22 protein-coding genes are annotated in these 19,265 nt (G+C 52.3%); all 22 read left to right on the top strand.

The genetic code is table 11. From position 1 onward, the window contains the following. The first annotated feature begins 62 nt into the window (after window positions 1-62). A complete protein-coding gene (locus B3W37_RS03190; RefSeq protein WP_483174760.1) occupies window positions 63-632 on the top strand; it encodes a flagellar biosynthetic protein FliO in 570 nt (189 codons plus the stop codon). Window positions 633-641: 9 nt separating this feature from the next. Next, complete coding sequence (gene fliP, locus B3W37_RS03185) at window positions 642-1,430, top strand: flagellar type III secretion system pore protein FliP (protein WP_483168483.1); 789 nt, start codon at window positions 642-644, stop codon at window positions 1,428-1,430. 18 nt (window positions 1,431-1,448) lie between these two features. Next, entirely contained in the window at window positions 1,449-1,721 is a 273-nt protein-coding gene (gene fliQ, locus B3W37_RS03180; protein WP_481040074.1) for a flagellar biosynthesis protein FliQ, read from the top strand. A gap of 13 nt (window positions 1,722-1,734) precedes the next feature. Next, a complete protein-coding gene (gene fliR, locus B3W37_RS03175) occupies window positions 1,735-2,496 on the top strand; it encodes a flagellar biosynthetic protein FliR (protein WP_483174759.1) in 762 nt (253 codons plus the stop codon). A gap of 5 nt (window positions 2,497-2,501) precedes the next feature. Then, on the top strand, window positions 2,502-3,614 hold the full coding sequence (gene flhB, locus B3W37_RS03170; protein WP_483174758.1) for a flagellar biosynthesis protein FlhB: 1,113 nt from the start codon (window positions 2,502-2,504) through the stop codon (window positions 3,612-3,614). A gap of 16 nt (window positions 3,615-3,630) precedes the next feature. Beyond that, window positions 3,631-5,694 carry a flagellar biosynthesis protein FlhA gene (gene flhA, locus B3W37_RS03165; RefSeq protein ID WP_483174757.1) on the top strand — a complete coding sequence of 688 codons (2,064 nt, stop codon included), beginning with the start codon at window positions 3,631-3,633 and terminating at the stop codon, window positions 5,692-5,694. Further along, complete coding sequence (flhF, locus tag B3W37_RS03160; protein WP_483171107.1) at window positions 5,691-6,845, top strand: flagellar biosynthesis GTPase FlhF; 1,155 nt, start codon at window positions 5,691-5,693, stop codon at window positions 6,843-6,845. The genes flhA and flhF overlap by 4 nt, the downstream gene beginning before the upstream one ends. Continuing rightward, entirely contained in the window at window positions 6,842-7,753 is a 912-nt protein-coding gene (locus B3W37_RS03155) for a MinD/ParA family protein (RefSeq protein ID WP_481040065.1), read from the top strand. The genes flhF and B3W37_RS03155 overlap by 4 nt, the downstream gene beginning before the upstream one ends. 8 nt (window positions 7,754-7,761) lie before the next feature. After that, complete coding sequence (locus B3W37_RS03150; protein WP_483171109.1) at window positions 7,762-8,421, top strand: flagellar brake protein; 660 nt, start codon at window positions 7,762-7,764, stop codon at window positions 8,419-8,421. Between the two features lie 14 nt (window positions 8,422-8,435). Then, window positions 8,436-9,497 carry a protein-glutamate methylesterase/protein-glutamine glutaminase gene (locus B3W37_RS03145; protein WP_483174756.1) on the top strand — a complete coding sequence of 354 codons (1,062 nt, stop codon included), beginning with the start codon at window positions 8,436-8,438 and terminating at the stop codon, window positions 9,495-9,497. Between the two features lie 36 nt (window positions 9,498-9,533). Further along, window positions 9,534-11,561, top strand: a complete 2,028-nt coding sequence (locus B3W37_RS03140) for a chemotaxis protein CheW (protein ID WP_483174755.1) — start codon at window positions 9,534-9,536, stop codon at window positions 11,559-11,561. A gap of 15 nt (window positions 11,562-11,576) precedes the next feature. Beyond that, the gene (locus B3W37_RS03135) at window positions 11,577-12,047 is read left to right on the top strand and encodes a chemotaxis protein CheW (protein WP_481040057.1); all 471 of its coding nucleotides are present in this window, start codon (window positions 11,577-11,579) and stop codon (window positions 12,045-12,047) included. Between the two features lie 13 nt (window positions 12,048-12,060). Beyond that, a complete protein-coding gene (locus tag B3W37_RS03130) occupies window positions 12,061-12,681 on the top strand; it encodes a chemotaxis protein CheC (protein ID WP_481040055.1) in 621 nt (206 codons plus the stop codon). After that, the gene (locus tag B3W37_RS03125; protein ID WP_483171114.1) at window positions 12,681-13,169 is read left to right on the top strand and encodes a chemotaxis protein CheD; all 489 of its coding nucleotides are present in this window, start codon (window positions 12,681-12,683) and stop codon (window positions 13,167-13,169) included. The genes B3W37_RS03130 and B3W37_RS03125 overlap by 1 nt, the downstream gene beginning before the upstream one ends. Next, the gene (locus B3W37_RS03120; RefSeq protein ID WP_481040051.1) at window positions 13,170-13,943 is read left to right on the top strand and encodes a FliA/WhiG family RNA polymerase sigma factor; all 774 of its coding nucleotides are present in this window, start codon (window positions 13,170-13,172) and stop codon (window positions 13,941-13,943) included. A 14-nt stretch (window positions 13,944-13,957) separates the two neighbouring features. After that, window positions 13,958-15,364, top strand: coding sequence for a DUF342 domain-containing protein (locus tag B3W37_RS03115; protein ID WP_483171115.1), 1,407 nt, complete (start codon window positions 13,958-13,960; stop codon window positions 15,362-15,364). Between the two features lie 14 nt (window positions 15,365-15,378). Continuing rightward, window positions 15,379-15,699, top strand: a complete 321-nt coding sequence (locus B3W37_RS03110) for a hypothetical protein (protein ID WP_481040047.1) — start codon at window positions 15,379-15,381, stop codon at window positions 15,697-15,699. Window positions 15,700-15,714: 15 nt separating this feature from the next. After that, window positions 15,715-16,275: a DUF6115 domain-containing protein gene (locus B3W37_RS03105; RefSeq protein WP_483171116.1), complete on the top strand. Its 561-nt coding sequence runs from the start codon at window positions 15,715-15,717 to the stop codon at window positions 16,273-16,275. 401 nt (window positions 16,276-16,676) lie between these two features. Then, window positions 16,677-17,657, top strand: coding sequence for a glycerophosphodiester phosphodiesterase family protein (locus B3W37_RS03100; protein WP_483171117.1), 981 nt, complete (start codon window positions 16,677-16,679; stop codon window positions 17,655-17,657). After that, complete coding sequence (locus tag B3W37_RS03095; protein WP_483174754.1) at window positions 17,645-18,070, top strand: hypothetical protein; 426 nt, start codon at window positions 17,645-17,647, stop codon at window positions 18,068-18,070. Before B3W37_RS03100 ends, B3W37_RS03095 begins: the two co-directional genes overlap by 13 nt. A 45-nt stretch (window positions 18,071-18,115) precedes the next feature. Then, window positions 18,116-18,481 (top strand): hypothetical protein, encoded by a 366-nt coding sequence (locus tag B3W37_RS03090; RefSeq protein ID WP_483171118.1) that lies wholly within the window; start codon window positions 18,116-18,118, stop codon window positions 18,479-18,481. Between the two features lie 287 nt (window positions 18,482-18,768). Further along, on the top strand, window positions 18,769-19,265 hold a 497-nt coding region (gene rpsB / locus B3W37_RS03085; protein WP_483174753.1), incomplete at its 3' end, for a 30S ribosomal protein S2.

Genomic DNA, 19,265 nt, shown 5'->3' with positions numbered 1-19,265 from the left:
GGCAAGGCTTTTAACCAGTGATGCTAAGGCTTAAAACCGGAAAAAACGCAGGCCGGTGCCTATTGATCATTTTGCTGGCCCTGTCTTTCCTACAGCTGTCAGCTCCTATTACCGGGGCGGTAGACGACATCGGGGCCGTGCAGGAGGAACTTGACAAGGGGCAGGAAAATGCCCCGCAGCAGAATAACCTGTGGTGGGAATTCGTCAAACTGGTGTTTTTCCTTCTGCTTTTGATCGCCGCCTCGGGCTGGGTGATCCGTTATCTGGGCCAAAACGCCAGGGCGCGATCGCAGGGCGTTTACGTCCATATCGTGGACGAAGTCATCCTGGGCCAGAACCGGGGCATAGCACTCTGCGAAGTGGGGGGCAAGCTCTACGCTCTGGGTATCACCGAACACCACATCAACCTGTTGTTTGAGACTGACAATGCCAAGCTGCTGGAAGAGATCAGTCAGGAGCCTCTGTCAGACCGTCAAGCCCAGCCGGGACCGTTGGCGAAGATATTGGGACAGACTTTGCCCCCCGGAAGCCGCCCGGGGAGTTCCAATAATCAGTTCAGCCAGTTGATGGCCGAACAGGCGCGCCGTTTACAGGATATGATTTCCAACCACGCCGAGAAGGGATCCAAGTGAAAAGCAGTGATGATTGTGAGTAACAGGACCAGAAAATTATTATATGCCTCAGCGGCGGTGAGTCTGGCAGCCGCCCTTGTGATGTGGTTCGCCCAGCCGGCGCTGGCCGAGCCCATACAGCTGCCTGATATCGACCTGCAGATCGGCGGGGGGGATCCGGCCGACCCGCAGGGATTATCATCGGCCCTGCAGCTGGTTATGCTTTTGACCGTGCTTTCTCTGGCTCCGGCCATATTGATCATGCTGACCTCCTTTACCCGCATCATAGTGGTATTGTCCTTTGTGCGCAGTTCGCTGGCCACGCAGCAGATGCCGCCCAATCAGATCCTGATTGGCCTGGCTTTATTTTTGACCTTTTTTGTGATGGCTCCGGTATTGCAGGAGGTTAACAACAATGCCCTGCAGCCCTTCATGAAAGGGGAGATTGACCAGCAGACCGCCTTCACCCAGGGTATGGATCCACTGCGCAGCTTTATGTTTAAACAGACCCGGGAAAAGGACCTGGCTCTGTTTGTCAGCCTTTCCCAAATGGAGCGGCCCCGCAATTTCAGCGATATACCCAATTATGTCCTGATTCCGTCCTTTATCATCAGTGAATTGAAAACCGCTTTCCAGATCGGCTTCATTATTTTTATACCTTTTCTGGTGATCGATATGGTGGTTGCCAGCGCTTTGATGTCTATGGGCATGATGATGCTGCCCCCGATGATGATCTCCCTGCCCTTTAAGATATTGCTGTTCATCCTGGTTGACGGGTGGGATCTGGTGATTCAGTCACTGGTATTGAGTTTCAAATAAATGGGAGGTCCTTAAAAAGTGTACGAAGACATTGTACTGGGGATTGCCAATGAAGCTGTGTTGACCGTCTTGCTTATATCAGCACCCATTCTCGGCGCAGCCTTATTGACCGGTTTATTAATCAGCATACTGCAGGCTACCACCCAGATTCAGGAAATGACCCTGGTGTTTGTGCCTAAAATTGTAGTGGTCTTGCTGGTGGTGCTCATCTTCGGCCCCTGGATGCTCAATATTCTGGTGAGTTTCACCCATAATTTGCTGACGGCCATTCCCCAGATGGTGACCATCTAGAAAGAGGGGTTCTATGGGATTTACCGCCCTTGGCTTTCTCCTGGTTCTGGCCAGAATATCCGGCTTGTTTCTGAGCGCTCCCATCTTCAGCAGCAGGCAAATGCCGGGGCAGGTTAAAATTATCCTGGTCCTGGCCCTGGCCGGCATGATGGCCTACTTTCTACCCGTTGCCTCCGGGGTGGAGATCGCCAACCCGCTGTATATGATGGCGGCGGTGGTCCTGGAGATCCTGGTGGGCTATACAATTGGCCTGGTTGCTTATATGCTCTTTGCCGGAATCCAAACCGCCGGCCAATTGATGGATATGCAGATGGGCTTTGCCATTGTCAATGTAATTGATCCCCAATCGGGAATGCAGATTCCCCTGATGGGCAACCTGACCCAGACCGTAGCCCTGTTGTTCTATCTGGCGGTCAATGGCCACCACTATCTGCTGCAGGCAGTGGCCCAGAGTTACCAGGTGATCCCGGTTTTGGGACTGAAACTGGGCAGCGGATTCTATCAAAGCCTGTTTTCCATCGGTGCGGAAATGTTTGTGATCGCCTTGAAAGTGGCCGCGCCTCTGGTGGTGGCCATACTCATCACTGATGTGGCCATGGGATTCATCGCCCGGACCGTGCCGCAGATGAATGTATTCATCGTGGGGCTGCCCTTAAAGATCCTGATCGGGCTGGGCTGTTTGCTGGTGATGCTGCCGGTATATCTGTGGGTATTTGACCTGCTTTTCTCCAGGTTTTTCGGCTATATTGACGGAATCATGGCTTTGATGAGGTAACTGACATGGATGAACGGCTTGCCGGGTATCGCTTTAACCTCCAGCTTTTTGCAGAAGATCAGGGCAGCGGGGAAAGGACGGAACCGGCCACCCCCAAAAAAAGGGAAGAGGCCCGGCAAAAAGGCCAGGTATTCAAGAGCAGCGACCTGAATGCGGCAGTCATCCTGGCGGTAGGAACGGTGGTTACCTTCGCCACTCTGCCTCATATGGTCTCCACCTTGCAACACTTTACCGCCACCTATCTGCTGGACCGGGGCTGGTATGAGTTTACCCCGGAGTATGCCCGGTTCCTGCTGGGAGAAGTGGTGCTGGTCCTGGCCCGGTTATGTTTGCCCATAATGGGAGCTACCTTTTTAGCGGCCCTGCTGGTTTCTTATATGCAGGTGGGATTCGTGTTCAGCGCTGAACCCTTATCTCCCAAGCCGGATCGCATCAACCCTTTGTCCGGATTCAAGCGCATCTTCTCCAAACGCGCCCTGGTGGAATTCGGCAAGTCGATGGCCAAGGTGGTTATCGTAGGCTGGATCGTATATACCACCATCAAGACGCAGTTTGACCTGTTTCCGCGTTTTGTGGATATGGACCCCCTGGCCATAGTGAAAATGCTCAGCAATATGATATTTGAGTTGGCTTTAAAAGTCGGCCTGGTGCTTATAATTATCGGGGTTATGGATTATTTCTACCAGTGGTATGAGTACGAACAGTCCTTGAAAATGAGCAAATATGACATCCGGCAGGAATACAAACAGAGCGAGGGCGATCCTCAGCTCAAGGCCCGGCAGAAGCAGATTCAGCGCGAATACGCCATGCGCCGGATGATGGCCGAGGTCCCTAAAGCCGATGTGGTAATCACCAATCCCACCCATTTTGCCGTGGTTTTGAAATATGAGGTGGATGTGATGCAAGCCCCGATGGTCGTGGCCAAAGGCCAGGATTTCGTAGCTCAGAAGATCAAGGAGATCGCACAGGAGCATCAGGTGGTAATGGTGGAGAACCCGCCCCTGGCCCGCACCCTGTACTACAGCGTAGAGATCGGGGCACTGGTGCCGGAGGAGATGTATCAGGCCGTAGCTGAGGTTCTGGCCTTCGTATACCGCCACAAAAAACTGGCTCTGTAACCGGGGAGGAATGAAAGTGGCCCAGGAACAAGCCTGGAAAGACCGCTTAACGGCAAACAGCGACGTTTTGATAGCCATGCTGGTAGTCACCATCGTGATGATGATGATCATCCCTCTGACGCCTTTTTTGCTGGACATCCTCTTGACTTTTAACATTACTTTCGCTTTGATTATCCTGATGGTGTCCATGTTCAACGTAGACCCGCTGGAATTCTCGGTATTCCCCTCATTGCTCCTGGTCATGACCCTGTTCCGCCTCTCCTTGAACGTATCCACCACCCGCTTGATATTGCTTGACGCCCATGCCGGGCAGGTGGTGGAAGCCTTCGGCAATTTTGTGGTGGGAGGCAATATGGTGGTGGGCATGGTCATTTTCTTGATCCTGGTGGTTATTCAGTTCATTGTCATCACCCGCGGCGCGGAAAGGGTTTCGGAGGTGGCGGCCCGCTTTACCCTGGATGCCATGCCCGGGAAGCAGATGGCTATCGACGCCGATCTCAACGCCGGCTTGATCAATGAGCAAACCGCCCGCGACCGGCGCCAGAAGGTGCAGCGCGAATCAGACTTCTACGGGGCTATGGACGGGGCCAGCAAATTTGTCAAAGGAGATGCCATCGCCGGGATCATCATCATAATCATCAATATCGTAGGCGGATTTATCATCGGTGTGGCCCAACGGCAGCTTTCCATGGCCGAGTCCATGCAGATATACACCATACTTACGGTGGGGGACGGTCTGGTAACCCAGATCCCGGCCCTGCTGATCTCTACCGCCACCGGCATCGTTGTGACCCGCAGCGCCTCAACCAATTCTTTGGGGCAGGAATTATCCAAGCAGCTCTTCAATTACCCGCGCGCTCTGGGCATGTCAGCCCTGATCCTGTTCGCGCTGGGAACGGTAGGACTCCCCAAACTGCCTATGTATTCAATGGGTATCCTTTTCGGATTCTTGTATTTCTATTTGCGCAATAAACAGGCTGAGCCGGACCCGGCGCCGGAGAGCGAAGAATATGTGGAAGCCGAACAGATCCGCAAGCCGGAAAATGTCATCGAACTGCTGCAGGTAGAAAAAATGGAACTGGAACTGGGCTATGCCCTGATCCCCCTGGTGGATTCCGATCAGGGCGGGGATCTCCTGGACCGTATCGTGATGATACGCAGGCAATGCGCGGTGGAGCTGGGCTTTATCGTACCCCCGGTGCGCATCCGCGACAATATGCAGCTTAAGCCCAATTCCTATGCCATAAAAATCAAAGGCATAGAAATAGCTCACGGCGAGCTGCTATTGGAAAATTACCTGGCCATCGGCCCGGGGATTGGCAGCGATGCCGACCTGCCGGGCATAAACACCGTGGAACCGGCCTTCAATCTGCCGGCCCGCTGGGTCGGCACCACGTACAAAGAGCATGCCGAACTGGCGGGATATACGGTAGTCGACCCCCCCTCGGTGCTGGCCACCCATCTGACCTCGGTGATCAAAGCCCACGCTTTTGAATTATTGGGCCGGCAGGAGATTCAGAACATCATCAGCTATATCAAAGAAAGCCATTCCGCAGTGGTCGATGAGCTGATTCCCGATTTAATGAGTCTGGGTGATATTCAGCGGGTTTTGGCCAATCTGCTTAAAGAACAGGTGTCTATCCGGGACATGATCACTATTCTCGAAAGCCTGGCCGACTATGCCAAGATCACTAAAGACACCGATTTATTGACCGAGTATGTGCGCCAGGCCCTGAAACGGCAGATAACCAGGCAATACGCCAATGACCAGGGCAAACTGGCGGTTCTGACCCTGGACCCGTCTCTGGAGGAAATCCTGCGCGATTCGGTGCAGCAAAGCGAATTCGGCTCCTACCTGGCGGTGGACCCGGATGTTGCTCAGAAGATGATCGATCGTATCAGCAGTATGCAGGAAGACCTGAGCCTGCGCGGGCAGTCGCCCGTTCTTATCTGCGCCCCGGTACTGCGCCTTTATTTCAAACGCCTGATAGACCGCTTTATTTCCAACCTGGTGGTCTTGTCATACAATGAAGTCGACAGTGATGCCAATGTTGAAGTGATAGGGATGGTTTCGACATGAAAATAAAGAAGTATGTGGCCCGTGATTTTCAGTCCGCCCTGCAGCTGGCCAAACAGGAGATGGGGCCCGACGCCATTATATTGCAGACCCGGCAGGTGAAACCCCGGGGATTCCGGGGCTGGTTTTCGCCTCCCCAAGTAGAGATAACGGTGGCGGTCGACGACACCCTGCAGGTCAATACCGACAAAGCGCGGCAGAGCACGGCTAAGCCGGTCGAGCCGGAAGGAGCGGCGGCAAAGCCGGCGGTTATGATGACGGACCCCGGGGCCGAACTCGGCCTGATGCAGGAAATGCAGAAGATGAAGGCCATGATGAGCGACATTCAAGCCCGCATGTTTGAAGTCGATCTTCTCAAAGGCATGGCCGAGCCGGTGCGTTATTTTTATGAAATCCTCCTCCACAATAATGTAGACAAAAGCATCGCCCAGGAAATAGCCGCCAGTGTTGAAGCCCGCCTGCCCGAGTCCGGTGATGACCGATGGGCGCGCGATGTCTGCCTGCGCACCCTGCAGGAGTACGTGCAGGATATTTCTCCTATACAGCTGGAGACGGGCCGGCAGGGCCACCTGGTTTTTGTGGTGGGGCCCACCGGGGTGGGCAAAACCACCACCATTGCCAAGCTGGCCGCCAATATGACCTTTCTGGAAAACAAGCGGGTGGCCTTGGTCACCCTTGATACCTACCGGATCTCTGCGGCCGAACAGCTGCGCACCTTTGCGGACATCATAGGAATTCCTATCAGTGTAGCCTTCACTCCCCTGGATCTGCAAGCCGCCCTGGAGGAATTCAAACAGCATGATATCATTTTTGTGGACACCGCCGGGCGGAGCCCCAACAACCGGGAGCACATGGCTGAACTGCATCAATTTGTGGAATTGGGCCATCCTGATGAAATTATCCTGGTATTGAGCGTAACCACCGACTCTAAAGACCTCATCAACGTATACCGGCAGTTTTCCATAATACCGGTCAATAAGGTGATATTCACCAAACTGGACGAAACTTACCGCTACGGCCAGATCATCAACGTCCTCAATGAGATTAAGCGGCCTTTGGCCTATTTCACCACCGGCCAAAACGTGCCCGATGATATTGAGGTCCCCGACTCCCTCAATATTGCCGCTATGCTGTTGAGAGGAGATGAGTCATGATAAGCGATCAGGCCGACAAGCTGCGCAAAATGGCTCAAGGGGTTCGCCAGCAAATAGAGGCCGAAATGATGGGCATCAGCAGAAAAACCCGGACCGTTGTGATCAGCAGCGGCAAAGGCGGGGTGGGCAAAAGCACCCTGGCGTTAAACCTGTCGCTGAGCCTGTGCAGCGAGGGACAGCGGGTTATCTTATTGGATGCTGACCTGGGCCTGGCCAATATAGACGTTATGCTGGGGCTGTCACCCGAATATCACATTCAGCACCTGGTGCAGGGGCGAAAAAGCCTGAAGGATATTATCATAACCGGGCCTCTGGGACTAAAGATCATTCCGGGCGGTTCAGGCATCAACGAATTGGCCAACTTGAGCGATGCCGAGCTGAACCGGATATTGATCGAAGTGGGCAAGGTGGACGGCGATTACGATTACATGGTTATAGATACGGGGGCCGGTATATCTAAAAACGTGATCAGTTTTATGCTGGCCGCCGACGAGGTGATCGTAATCACCACCCCGGAGCCGACCTCACTGACCGACGCCTATGGCTGCGTTAAAACCATCGCCAAGCAATCTTATGCGGGCGGGGTGTCAGTGGTGATAAACCAGGTGTCTGACAATAACGAAGGATTGATGGTGGCCGAGAAATTTCGCCTGGTATGCAAACAATTTCTCAATGTTGATATAAAACTGCTGGGCAGCATCCCCAGCGACAGCCTGGTAGGGGAAGTGGTCAGGCAGCAGAAGGCCCTGATGCAGGCCTATCCGAGAAGTACAGCCGCCCGGCACATTCAGAACATCGCCAGGCGCCTGGTAAATCTCGGCGGCATGGCTTCACCGGCGGAGAGCGGCGGCAGCGGCATAAAGAAGTTCTTTCAAAAAATCACGCGCTTTATGCGGGACCATGGCTAGGGGGCGGCATGAAAAGCAGCGATATAAAGCTCAATATGCGCCTGGAGATAGGCCTCTTGATCAAGGATCAAATCGAGTATCTGCCGGCCCGGGTGGAGGGAATGGATGCCGAAACCCTCGCCCTTTCCATGCCTATGTGGCGGGGGGCCTTAATCCCGGTGCATCCTAAGCAGAGACTGGCGGTGCGCATTTTTTATCATGGCAGTTATTATGGATTTGACACCGCAGTGATCAGGCGTATACTCAAACCGCTGCCCTTGATGGCGGTTTATCGTCCCCAAGTAATTCAGGCAGTCGGGCAGCGGCGCAGGCATGTGCGTGTACATGCCGCTTTACCGGTGAAATTCCGCCTTCTGAGTGACAATAACAATAATTTCAGCGCTTATGAGGCTCAAACCGTCGACATCAGTGCCGGAGGCGTATTGCTGTCCACCGAAATTCCGGTCAAGCCCGGGCAAGAGCTTTTAGTGCAGCTATTCCTGCCCTCATCGGAAGTGATCACCTGCAAAGCTAAAACCGTGCGGGTCTTCAACCAAACCGGCAGCCTGGGAAAAGGGCAGGTCGCACTTCAATTTGAAGATATTTCTGAAAAGGACCGGGATCAGATTGCCCGTTTTGTGTTTGCCATGCAGCGGGAATTGATCAAAAAGGGTTTATTAGAAGCGTAAGAGGGGATGAACAAATGGCCAGGATTCGCGTGTTGGTAGTTGATGACTCCGCATTCATGCGCAAGCTCATCGCCGACCGCTTAAGCAGCGACCCCGGGATAGAGGTGGCTGGAACGGCCTCAAACGGGCGCGAGGCCTTGGAGCGCATTGAGGAACTCAAACCTGATGTGGTGACAATGGATGTTACCATGCCGGGCATGGACGGCTTGACCGCCTTAAAGACCATCATGCAGACCCGGCCGGTTCCGGTTGTCATGCTCAGCAACCTGACCAGCGAGGGCGCGGATGCTACCATGAAAGCCCTGGAATTGGGAGCAGTTGATTTTGTGGCCAAACCCTCCGCACAAATTTCACTGGATATCGCCGGCTCAAGCCACGATATAGTTAATAAGGTTAAAATTGCTGCGGGAACCCGGGGCAGTCTAAAAAAAATATCCCTGCGCAAGGCCTATGTGCCGGAACCGTCTCCCAGGACAGTATCCGGGCTGGAAGCCAGTTTAAACAAGCTGGTCTTGATAGGGACTTCCACCGGAGGGCCTAAAGCATTGCATCAGGTGATCCCCAAACTGCCCGGCCACATCAATGCCGCCATCCTGATCGTGCAGCACATGCCGGCCGGATTTACCCGCTCCCTGGCCGAACGGCTGGACCAGGTATCGGCAGTAAGGGTCAAGGAAGCCGAGCCAGGGGAGAAAATTCTTCCCGGTTGTGCTTATGTGGCTCCGGGGGATTACCATCTCAAAGTCGCCGCAGCAGCGCAATGGGGCAGGCGGGATTTGTTGGTGAAGCTGGATCAGTCACCCCCCTTGCACGGTTGCCGGCCTGCATTTGACGTCTTGCTGGCATCGGCTGCCGAACAGTTCTGGTCTCATATGGTTTGTGTGATTATGACCGGTATGGGCCATGACGGCGCCGCCGGTCTGCTCCAAGTCCGCGCCAAAAAGGCCCGGACCATAGCAGAACACCAATCCAGCTGTGTGGTGTACGGAATGCCCAAAGCGGCGGTGGAAACAGGGCAGGTGGATTTTGTGGTGCCCTTGCCGGAGATCCCCGGCACCATCATGAAATTGCTGTAGCCTCACCGTCATTGTAATAACCTGGAGGTGTTTCAATTGACGACAATTGATATGTCGCAATACTTGGATGTTTTTTTGGAAGAGAGCCGCGAGCATCTGGCCAATCTGAATCGGTGCCTTTTGGAATTGGAGCAGCAGCCCCATAATGGAGCGGCATTAAATGAAATCTTCCGGGCTGCCCATACCCTGAAGGGGATGTCCTCCACCATGGGTTTCGAGGACCTGGCCGACCTTACTCACCATATGGAAGATGTTCTCTCCAGCCTCAAGGAAGCGGTTTTGGAGGTCAACGGTCAGGTTACAGACGTATTGTTCCGGTGTTTTGACCGGATCCAGATCATGGTGGAAGGCATCGAAAGAGAGCGAAGCGGAGAGTTGGACAATTCTGACCTGGTGGCTCTCCTGGAAACCTTGAAAAGCGGCGATTCACAAGCGGCTGCTCTGGCCGAACCGGCGCCTGTGCCGGCCCGTGCGGCACAGGCTGAGGGTGAAGCGCCGGTCAGGTTTGAATTGAATGATTATGACCTCGCCCTCATTGATGAAGCCCGCAACAGGGGCTTTAAAGTTCTGCTTCTCGAAGTGGAGGTGGATCAGAATTGCGCCATGAAAACAGTACGCTCTTTTATGGTATTTAAAGCTCTGGAGTCTGAAGGCGACATCACCAAGGCAGCGCCGCCGGTACAAGATTTGGAGGACGGGAAATTCGATAGCGGCTTTTCCCTCCTGTATGTCACCCATCTTAATGCCGAAGAGGTGCAAAGGCGTATAAACGGCATTTCCGAGGTCAGGGCGAATAGCGTCAAAGAATTTGGTCTGGATGAGTACCAGGCTGGTCAAGTTCCAGATCAGGCCGAAGCAGACCGGGGCAATCCGGCGGCTCAAGCGCAGCCGGCCGATAACGGCTCCAAGGTGCAGAAATTCAAGCAAAAAGTGCGGGTTGACATAGAAAAACTGGATGAAATGATGAATCTGGTGGGCGAGCTGGTTATGCACAAAGGCCGCCTGGAGCAGATCGGCCTGATCAGTAAAAACAGCGAGTTAGAGGAGACCGTCGAGCAGGTGGACCGCATTACCACCGAACTGCAATCCGTGGTCATGAAGGTGCGCATGGTTCCTATCGAACAGGTCTTTAATCGTTTTCCGCGCATGGTCCGGGATCTGGCCAAAGAATTAGGCAAAGAAATCGACTTTATTATGGAAGGTCAGGAAACCGAACTGGATCGCACCGTGATTGATGAAATCGGCGACCCTTTGATCCACCTGCTGCGCAACGCCCTGGATCACGGTATTGAACTGCCTCAGGAACGCCTGCAGGGAGGCAAACCGGGCCGGGGCATGGTAAAATTGTCCGCCCGGCATGAAGGCAACAATGTCTACATCGAGGTGGAAGACGATGGACGCGGCATAAATTTGGAACGGGTACTGGAAAAGGCCGTAAACAAAGGCCTGATCAGCAGCCGGGAAGCCGAACAGATCACTGCGGAGGAGGCCTTCAGGCTGGTATTCACGCCGGGGTTCAGCACTGCAGCCGAAGTGACTGATGTATCCGGCCGCGGGGTAGGTCTGGATGTGGTCAAGGCCAAAATGGAAGCGATAGGCGGGGAGATCTCGGTGGTCTCCAAAGCAGGCCGGGGGACTCGCTTTACCATCAAGCTGCCTCTCACCCTGGCCATCATTCAAGCTTTAACGGTATCAGTCGGTGAAGAGATCTATGCCATTCCTTTGAGCAATGTTGACGAAACCACCATGATATCCGATCAGGATATCAAAATGGTGCAAAATCAGGAAGTCATCCTGCTCCGCGGCAAAGTACTGCCATTATACCGGCTGCGCAGCCTGTTAGACGTGCCCGGTGAGGCGCCCGTCCAGGAATCTACTTATGTTGTGGTGGTGCGGAAAGCAGACCGTCAGGCGGGGCTGGTAGTGGATGCCTTGATCGGCCAGCATGAGATCGTCATCAAGTCGCTGGGCAAGCTGCTGTCCGGCATATCGGGGCTGGCCGGGGCCATCGTGGCGGGAGACGGCAATGTTCATCTTATTCTGGATGTAGCCAGCCTGTTTTAGAGGAGGTTTTAGGTTATGCAGGCAGTAGAGAATAAATCTTACAGCGATTCCAAGCAAGAGATGCAGGTAGTCGCATTTCAACTGGGCCTGGAAGAGTATGCGGTAGACATCATCAATGTTCAGGAAATCATCAAGCTGCACAAAGTCACCCGCATTCCCCGAACCGAACCTTATGTGGAAGGGGTGATAAACCTGCGCGGCAATATCATCCCGCTGTTCAACCTGCACACCAAGTTTAAACTGCCCGCCCGGGGCAGCAGTGAAGACCAGCGTATCATCGTGTTCCAGCTGGATGATATTAAAGCGGCGATCATAGTCGACAAAGTATCCGAAGTTCTGCATATCAACACCGGGGATATCGAAGCCACTGACCACGTTTATCAAGGCATGAATGCCAGTCATATCAACGGTATAGCCAAAATTGAGGATCGGATTTTAATTTTACTTAATATTTACAAAATTCTCATTAATGATAATATTAGGTAGGTGGAATAAATTGGTGTACATCGGTGATCTTTCCAACATGCAGTTGGATGCGCTTCAGGAGATCGGCAACATCGGCGCGGGCAATGCCGCCACCGCCTTGGCTCAGCTGATCAACTCAAAAATTGAAATGAATGTCCCCAGGGTTAAAATCCTGCCGTTTGATACCGTTCCCGACCTGGTGGGGGGCGCTGATCGCCATATTATTGGTGTGTACCTGAATGTAGGGGGATCGGTCAGTTCCAATATCCTCTTCATGCTGCCTATTGAGCAGGCAGTGGTCTTGGTAGATTTACTTATGGGGAAAGGAATCGGGGAGACCCGGCCTGATAATCTCGGCGATTTGGAATTGTCTGCCATGCGCGAGATGGGAAACATAATCGCTGCGACTTACCTCAATGCCTTATCCGTTTTTACCCGGCTGACTCTGGTCCCATCGGTGCCGGCCCTGGCCATGGACATGGCCGGATCTGTTCTTGACGCTATATTGGCAAAGTTTGGCGAGGTTGCTGATCATGTTCTCCTTCTGGAGACCTGTTTTAAAAAAGATGACCACAATGTGGTGGGACACTTCTTTATGCTTCCCGAGCCTGAGGCTTTGGACACCATTCTCTCTGCGCTTGGGGTGAACAACTGATGGGCAATTTCGTCAAGGTAGGCATGGCTGATTACAAAATCGCCCGGGCCCCCAATAAACTGATAACCACAGGGCTTGGCTCCTGCATCGGCATCTGTTTGTGCGATACCAGAAGCAGGATAGGCGCCATGGCACACATCATGCTGCCGTCTGGTGAATTATCCCGGGGTCATACCCACAACCAGGCTAAATTCGCTGATACCGCACTGGAGATGGTTCTGGGTGAATTAAATAAGGACGGTATAAACGCCAACCGGCTTATCGCCAAAATAGCTGGCGGGGCTCAGATGTTCAAATTCCTGGGTGAGAGCGATATCATGAAGATCGGTTTGCGCAACGTGCAGGCCGTAGAGGAGAATTTGAAAAAACACAACATCAAGATGGTTGCCAAAGACGTGGGCGGAAATGTAGGCCGCACCATCGTTTTCGATCCTGCTACAGGTGAGTTGTTGATCAAAACACTCGGTGATGGGGAGAGAGTCATATAAATGAAAAGAGATATGAGCACGGTATGGGTTCAATATAAGGAAGGGCGCGAACTCGAAGCACGGGACGAATTGATTGTGCATTATGCCCATTTGGTCAAGTATGTGGCGAATCGGCTGGCTATCAATCTGTCTTCGGTAGTGGAAGTGGATGAGTTGATCTCCTATGGTATTGAGGGTTTAATCGATGCCATCGAAAAATTCGACCACAAGCGCAACATCAAATTTGAAACCTATGCCATCACCCGCATCCGCGGTTCCATCATTGACGGCCTGAGGGCCATGGATTGGGTACCGGTGTCGGTCAGGCAGAAAAGCAAAGAATTGGAGAGAACCTACACCAATCTGGAGGCCCGCCTGGGAAGGTCGGCTACTGACGCCGAGGTGGCCAAGGAGTTGGGCATTAGCCTGCAGGACTTCGCCAACCTTTTAAGAGAGGTGGCCGCTTCCACCATCATATCGCTGGACGATTTTATTCCCGGCGAGGACAGCGATAACCGTAAAAAACGTATCGTAGATATGCTGGAGGACGAAAACGCCGGAGATGCTTTGGAACTCCTGCAGCTTGGTGAAGTTAAAGAACTGCTGGCCCAGACCATTGCCCGATTGCCGGAAAAGGAAAAAATCGTGGTTGGCCTCTATTATTACGAGGGCCTGACCTTAAAGGAGATCGGAGCGGTTTTGAGCCTGTCTGAATCCAGGATATCACAGCTTCATACCAAAGCCATTATGAGAATGCGCGGCAGTCTCAGCAAAAGAAAGCACTTGGTGACGTAAATGAGGAAACGGATATGAACAGCATTGGCAGCACGGTTGACGGTGAGGCCATGGTGGCCATCGATGCAAACCGTATGAACGCTTATTTGGAAATAACTGCCCCTGTCGGAGACGGCAAGCCCTGCAGCAAGGAAAAAGCCCTGCAGGCCCTGACTGACAGCCGGGTGGTTTTTGGTATTAATGAAGTGTTGGTAAATAAAGCCTTGCAGAAGCACAACTGGGGCCAGACCGTACTGGTGGCCATCGGCAAAGAACCTCAGCATGGAATCAATGCTCAAATCATTTATCATTTCGATTTGCCGCAGCAGAAAAACAGCCCCAAAATTGACGAAACCGGCAATGCCAATTACAAGGATCTGGGGCTTATCCACAATGTCCGCACCGGCGAGCTCCTGGCCGAAAAGGTCCCTGGATCCCAGGGGGTTCCAGGAATGGATGTGACCGGGGTTCCCCTGGTGGCCAGAAAGGGAAAAGACCTTAAATTGGCAGGCGGCAAGAACACGGTTGTCGATCCCACCGGGTGCTACCTGTTTGCTCAAACCGACGGACATGTCAGCATGATCAGCAACCGCGTCGAAGTGAGCCCTATCTTTGATGTGCGCGGCGACGTGGATTACTCTACCGGGGACATCGATTTCATCGGCGCCGTGCGCATTATGGGCAATGTGATGACCGGCTTTAAAGTCAAAGCCGGGGGTGACATTGAGATCGGGGGCTCTATTGAAGGAGCTGAAGTGGTGGCTGAAGGCAGCATCCTGGTGCGGGGCGGTATCGGGGGAGGACTCAAGGGCTTTGTCAAGGCCGGGGGTAATATCACCGCCCGATTTGTGGAGAATGCACGCCTGGAAGCCGGAATGTCCGTATATGTGAAAGATGCCATCATCCAGTCTCAGGTCAAAGCCGGCGGCATGGTAAAAGTCACTGATAAAAAGGCCATTATCGTGGGGGGAGTAATACAGGCCGGCCGGGAAGTGGAATCCAAGGTCCTGGGTTCACAGCTGGCTACCCAGACGGTAGTGGAAGTCGGCATCAATCCGCACTACCGTGATGAATACCAGCAGATAACCAAAAACTGCGGAGAAAAGAGGCGCACCCTGGGGAATATCAACCAGAACCTGAAGCCCTACCAGCATCAGATCAACAACCCGGAACAACTGAGCAACAAACAAAAACAGATCTTGATGAGGCTTCTGGATGTTTACAGAACCCTGCGCCAGGAGATCGATGAGATGGAACAGCGCATGGAGTTTTTGGAAGATGAATTCGAGGGCAGTGAGAATGCTATGGTAAAAGCGCATGATGTGGCCTATCCCGGGGTCAGGATCAGCATCGGAAAGCTGATCTACATCATCAACGATCCCATTAAGTATTCGGCCTTTGCTGTAGAACGGGGAGAGGTGCGGGTAGTACCGCTGCGCTGAATGGGGGGGCAGCTATGAGCATCAAAAGCGTGGATATGCAGGTTTTAGTTCAAAAGGTAGCCGACATAGCTCGTATTCAACAAACCCAGCGTACTGAGGCCAGCCACCGCCAGGGTGAGTTTTCTCAGCTGATAAACAATCAAACCATAGCCAACCGGCAGACGGTTCGGGAACTGAGCGATCCTGAGGCTAAAACCCTGGAGGACAGACACAATAAAAAGCAAGAACAGGAACAAAGCCGTGACCGCCACCGTTCCGGCAATGAAAATCCGGACGGGGAGCAAGAGCTTTTCAAAGATTTTTTTAAAGGCAACACTATTGATATAAAGATTTAGGGGTTGATGTGAGAGATGTGGTTTATGGCTGTCTTCGCGGTTATCTTCCTCATCCTCCTGGGCTGGTTGTGGTGGGCTAAACAGGAAAGCGCCCGGGCCTCAGCCCTACAATTGGAGGAATTGATCAGTGAAGCCCGGATGGTAAGCCAGGATATGGAGGCCATGCTCAGTAACGCGGTGGACCTTTCCCGCAGCGTTATCGATGACTTCGACCGGCGCCTGCAAGCCGCCCAAAGCCTCCCCTCCAGGCTTGCTGCAGAACAGGCCGCGGGGCCTGACCCGGTAGTCCAATTCTATCAGGAGCTCGCCGCTGAGGCGCATTTAGAGATGCAGTCCGGGTCCGGGGAACTTAAGGCCGCAGTCGAACAATGCCAGCCGGCCGGCGCCGCTTCCGGGCCTTATGCAGAGGAAGATTACGAGGCCTACCGCCACATGCATCCTACCCTGGCAGTTCATCAGCTCTACAGGCAGGGGATGGATGTTAAGCAAATCTCCCAGATACTGCAGCGCGGACAGGGCGAAGTACATCTGATTTTGAATTTGGAGCGAAAAAAAAAGATGGATAAAGCCACTTGAAAGTATCATCAGCGCAGATTTTGGCAACATTATAGCAGGTGTGAAGCCCCATCCATATGCGGGCTTTTATTCATTGCAGAATCGCCGCGGATCGAATTATTGCCAAACCATCCAATCTCATGCTATATCAATTTTCCCGAGTTTTACAGTTAGGGCAAAAGAAACGTCTGGAATTAAGGATAGTTGTTTTTTGAAACGTGAAAGTTGTCCCCACAAAGTCTTTTCCTACTCTAAAATATAAACTATTTCTTTTTTTCCCTTGATTTATTATAATGAGGCGCTGCCTCGTTGCAGCGGTGTGTTGCAATTGCTCCGTAGCATCTCCCGATGTTTAAAATTGAAAGTTCCCGGCGAGGGGTAATATATTTGTATAGTCGATATTAATGGAGAATTAAAAGGCCATGAAGCAGTTGATAAATCTTCGTAAACGGAAAATGGTATGGGCGTTAATACTTTTGATTGCCTTTGTATATTTGAATAATACTTCCCTGCTAGCGGAACACCGTTCGGGCGAGCCGGTGCTTCTTGCCCATCGCGGTCTGGCGCAAACTTTTAGTATGGAAGGGATTACGAACGCAACCAACACCGCCCGGCGCATTTACCCGCCTGAGCATCCTTTTCTGGAAAACACGATTCCTTCCATGGAGGCGGCATTTCAGGCCGGGGCCGATATCGTCGAGCTGGATATCCAATCAACCCGGGACGGACAGTTTGCGGTTTTTCATGACGCGACGCTGGAATACAGAACGGACGGGAGCGGCTCCGTTAAAGACTATACCATGAGCGAATTAAAACGTCTGGATGTGGGCTGCAATTATACCGCTGATCAAGGCAAGACCTTTCCATTTAGAGGCCAGGGCGTCGGACTCATGCCTTCCCTTCAGGAAGTAATGAACCGCTTCCCGGACCGCTCGCTGCTCATTCATATTAAAACCAATGAGGCACAGGACGGGGAACTTCTGGCTGAATACCTGGGCAGACAATCCGATGCCCGCTTGAAGCAACTGGCGGTTTACGGCGGTGATAAGCCGGTAGCGGTTTTGCAGCAAAGGCTCCCCCGGCTTCGGGTTATGTCCATGGCAACGCTGAAGAAGGCTTTGCTTTCATATGCCGCGGTTGGCTGGACCGGATATGTTCCCGATTCCTGCAGGAATACCGAACTGCATATACCGCTTAAATATGCTTCTTTCTTATGGGGATGGCCGGACCGTTTTCTAAATCGAATGGACCGGGTCAACACCCGGGTGATTGTTGTAGCCGGTGACGGGAAATTCTCGGAAGGATTTGACACCCTTGACGACATCAAGCTGCTGCCTGACAATTACACAGGCGGGATCTGGACCAACCGGATTGACAGGATAGCCCCGTTATGGGCAAACTGAAAACGTGGCAGCATCAAATCTTGAGGAAGGATCGAAAGGTTATGAATCATAGCTGGAAATTTTCCCATTACCTGATTTCGGCCGTTATAATCATAGCGGCGATTCTGACCCTGCTCTGCACCTGGAGCCCGCTTTTATTTAACATTATCAATAATATTTACAGCCCTCCCCAATATAATGGTTTCGAGGTTCCCACCAGAGTGGTCGGGGTTAATTATCCGATCACTTCGCTGGTGTGGCTAGGCATTTTTTTCGTTATTTCAATAATTATATTAATATTATGGGCCAGGAGAAGAAGGGCTACCTCCGCCTTATTTTGGATGAATGGCATCTCTGTCGCTATTATCATTTCCCACCTGGTCATGTGGATCATCTGGCTTATTCCATTATTAGTACCTAACCTTGCTCTTTAAACATATGCTTCAAGTATCCGACAGTGATATTAAGGGGGTGTTTACATGCATTTCCTAACCGTCATTCTGTTTATGCTGGTCATCGCCATGGCTTTAATCCCTACCTGCCTGCTTATGGGCATATCGATAAAAGACCTGGCGGTAAAACGTCATTGGATCGTCTTACTTGCTTTAATGATGCTGGCTACACCATTCTCCCGGATCATAGAAGTAAAAACCGGGAGTTTCGCCGCCGGTCTGGTATCCGGTCCAGCGATCTTGCTGCTCGGTTTTCTGCCGGTGATATATGTTGATTCCTTAAGGAAAAGAAATAGTATTGGCTATAAAGGCATCTGGAAGAAAACCGGCGATTGGCTCGACCAGCCGGTTAAAACCTTGTTTTCTGCCAAAAAGTACTTTTTTATTATCTAACGGCATTTGATAAACAGCTGTCAAACCCGGGAGGATGGATAAAACCGCTGGAAGGTATCATCAGCGCAGATTTTGGCAAGACTATAGCAGGTGTGAAGCCCCATCCATATGCGGGCTTTTATTCATTGCAGAACCGCCGCGAATCGAATATTGCCAAACCACCAGGCTTATGTTATATTAATTTTTGGTAATTACACACGCTGCAGGACTGGCTGGCAGGTGCTCACCCGGTGAGTTTTCAGCCGGAATGAAACAGCGGAGGAATAAAACTGAAAGGAGGTGTTCAGGTGTCAGTAATTACTATGAAGCAGCTCCTCGAAGCCGGAGTGCATTTCGGACACCAGACACGCAGATGGAATCCCAAGATGGCTACCTATATTTATATGGAGAGAAATGGGATTTACATCATTGATTTACAGCAGACGGTACGGAAGTTTGACGATGCCTACAATTTTATTAAAAGCGTAGCCGCCGAGGGAAGAGGGGTCCTGTTTGTCGGAACCAAAAAACAGGCCCAGGAAACCATCAGGGAAGAAGCCAACCGTTGCGGCATGTATTTCGTCAATCAGCGCTGGTTGGGCGGCATGCTCACCAACTACAAAACCATCCGCAAACGGGTGTTGCGGCTGAAAGAATTGGAGAAGATGCAAGCGGACGGCTCCATGGAAGTCCTGACCAAGAAGGAAGTGGCTCGTCTTCTCAATGAGAAGGAACGATTGGAACGCTTCCTGGGAGGCATTAAGGACATGGAACGCTTGCCCGGCGCAGTATTCGTGGTCGATCC

This window comes from Syntrophomonas sp. UBA5494, assembly GCF_002426325.1.
This window is presented reverse-complemented; position numbering and strand designations above follow the sequence as displayed.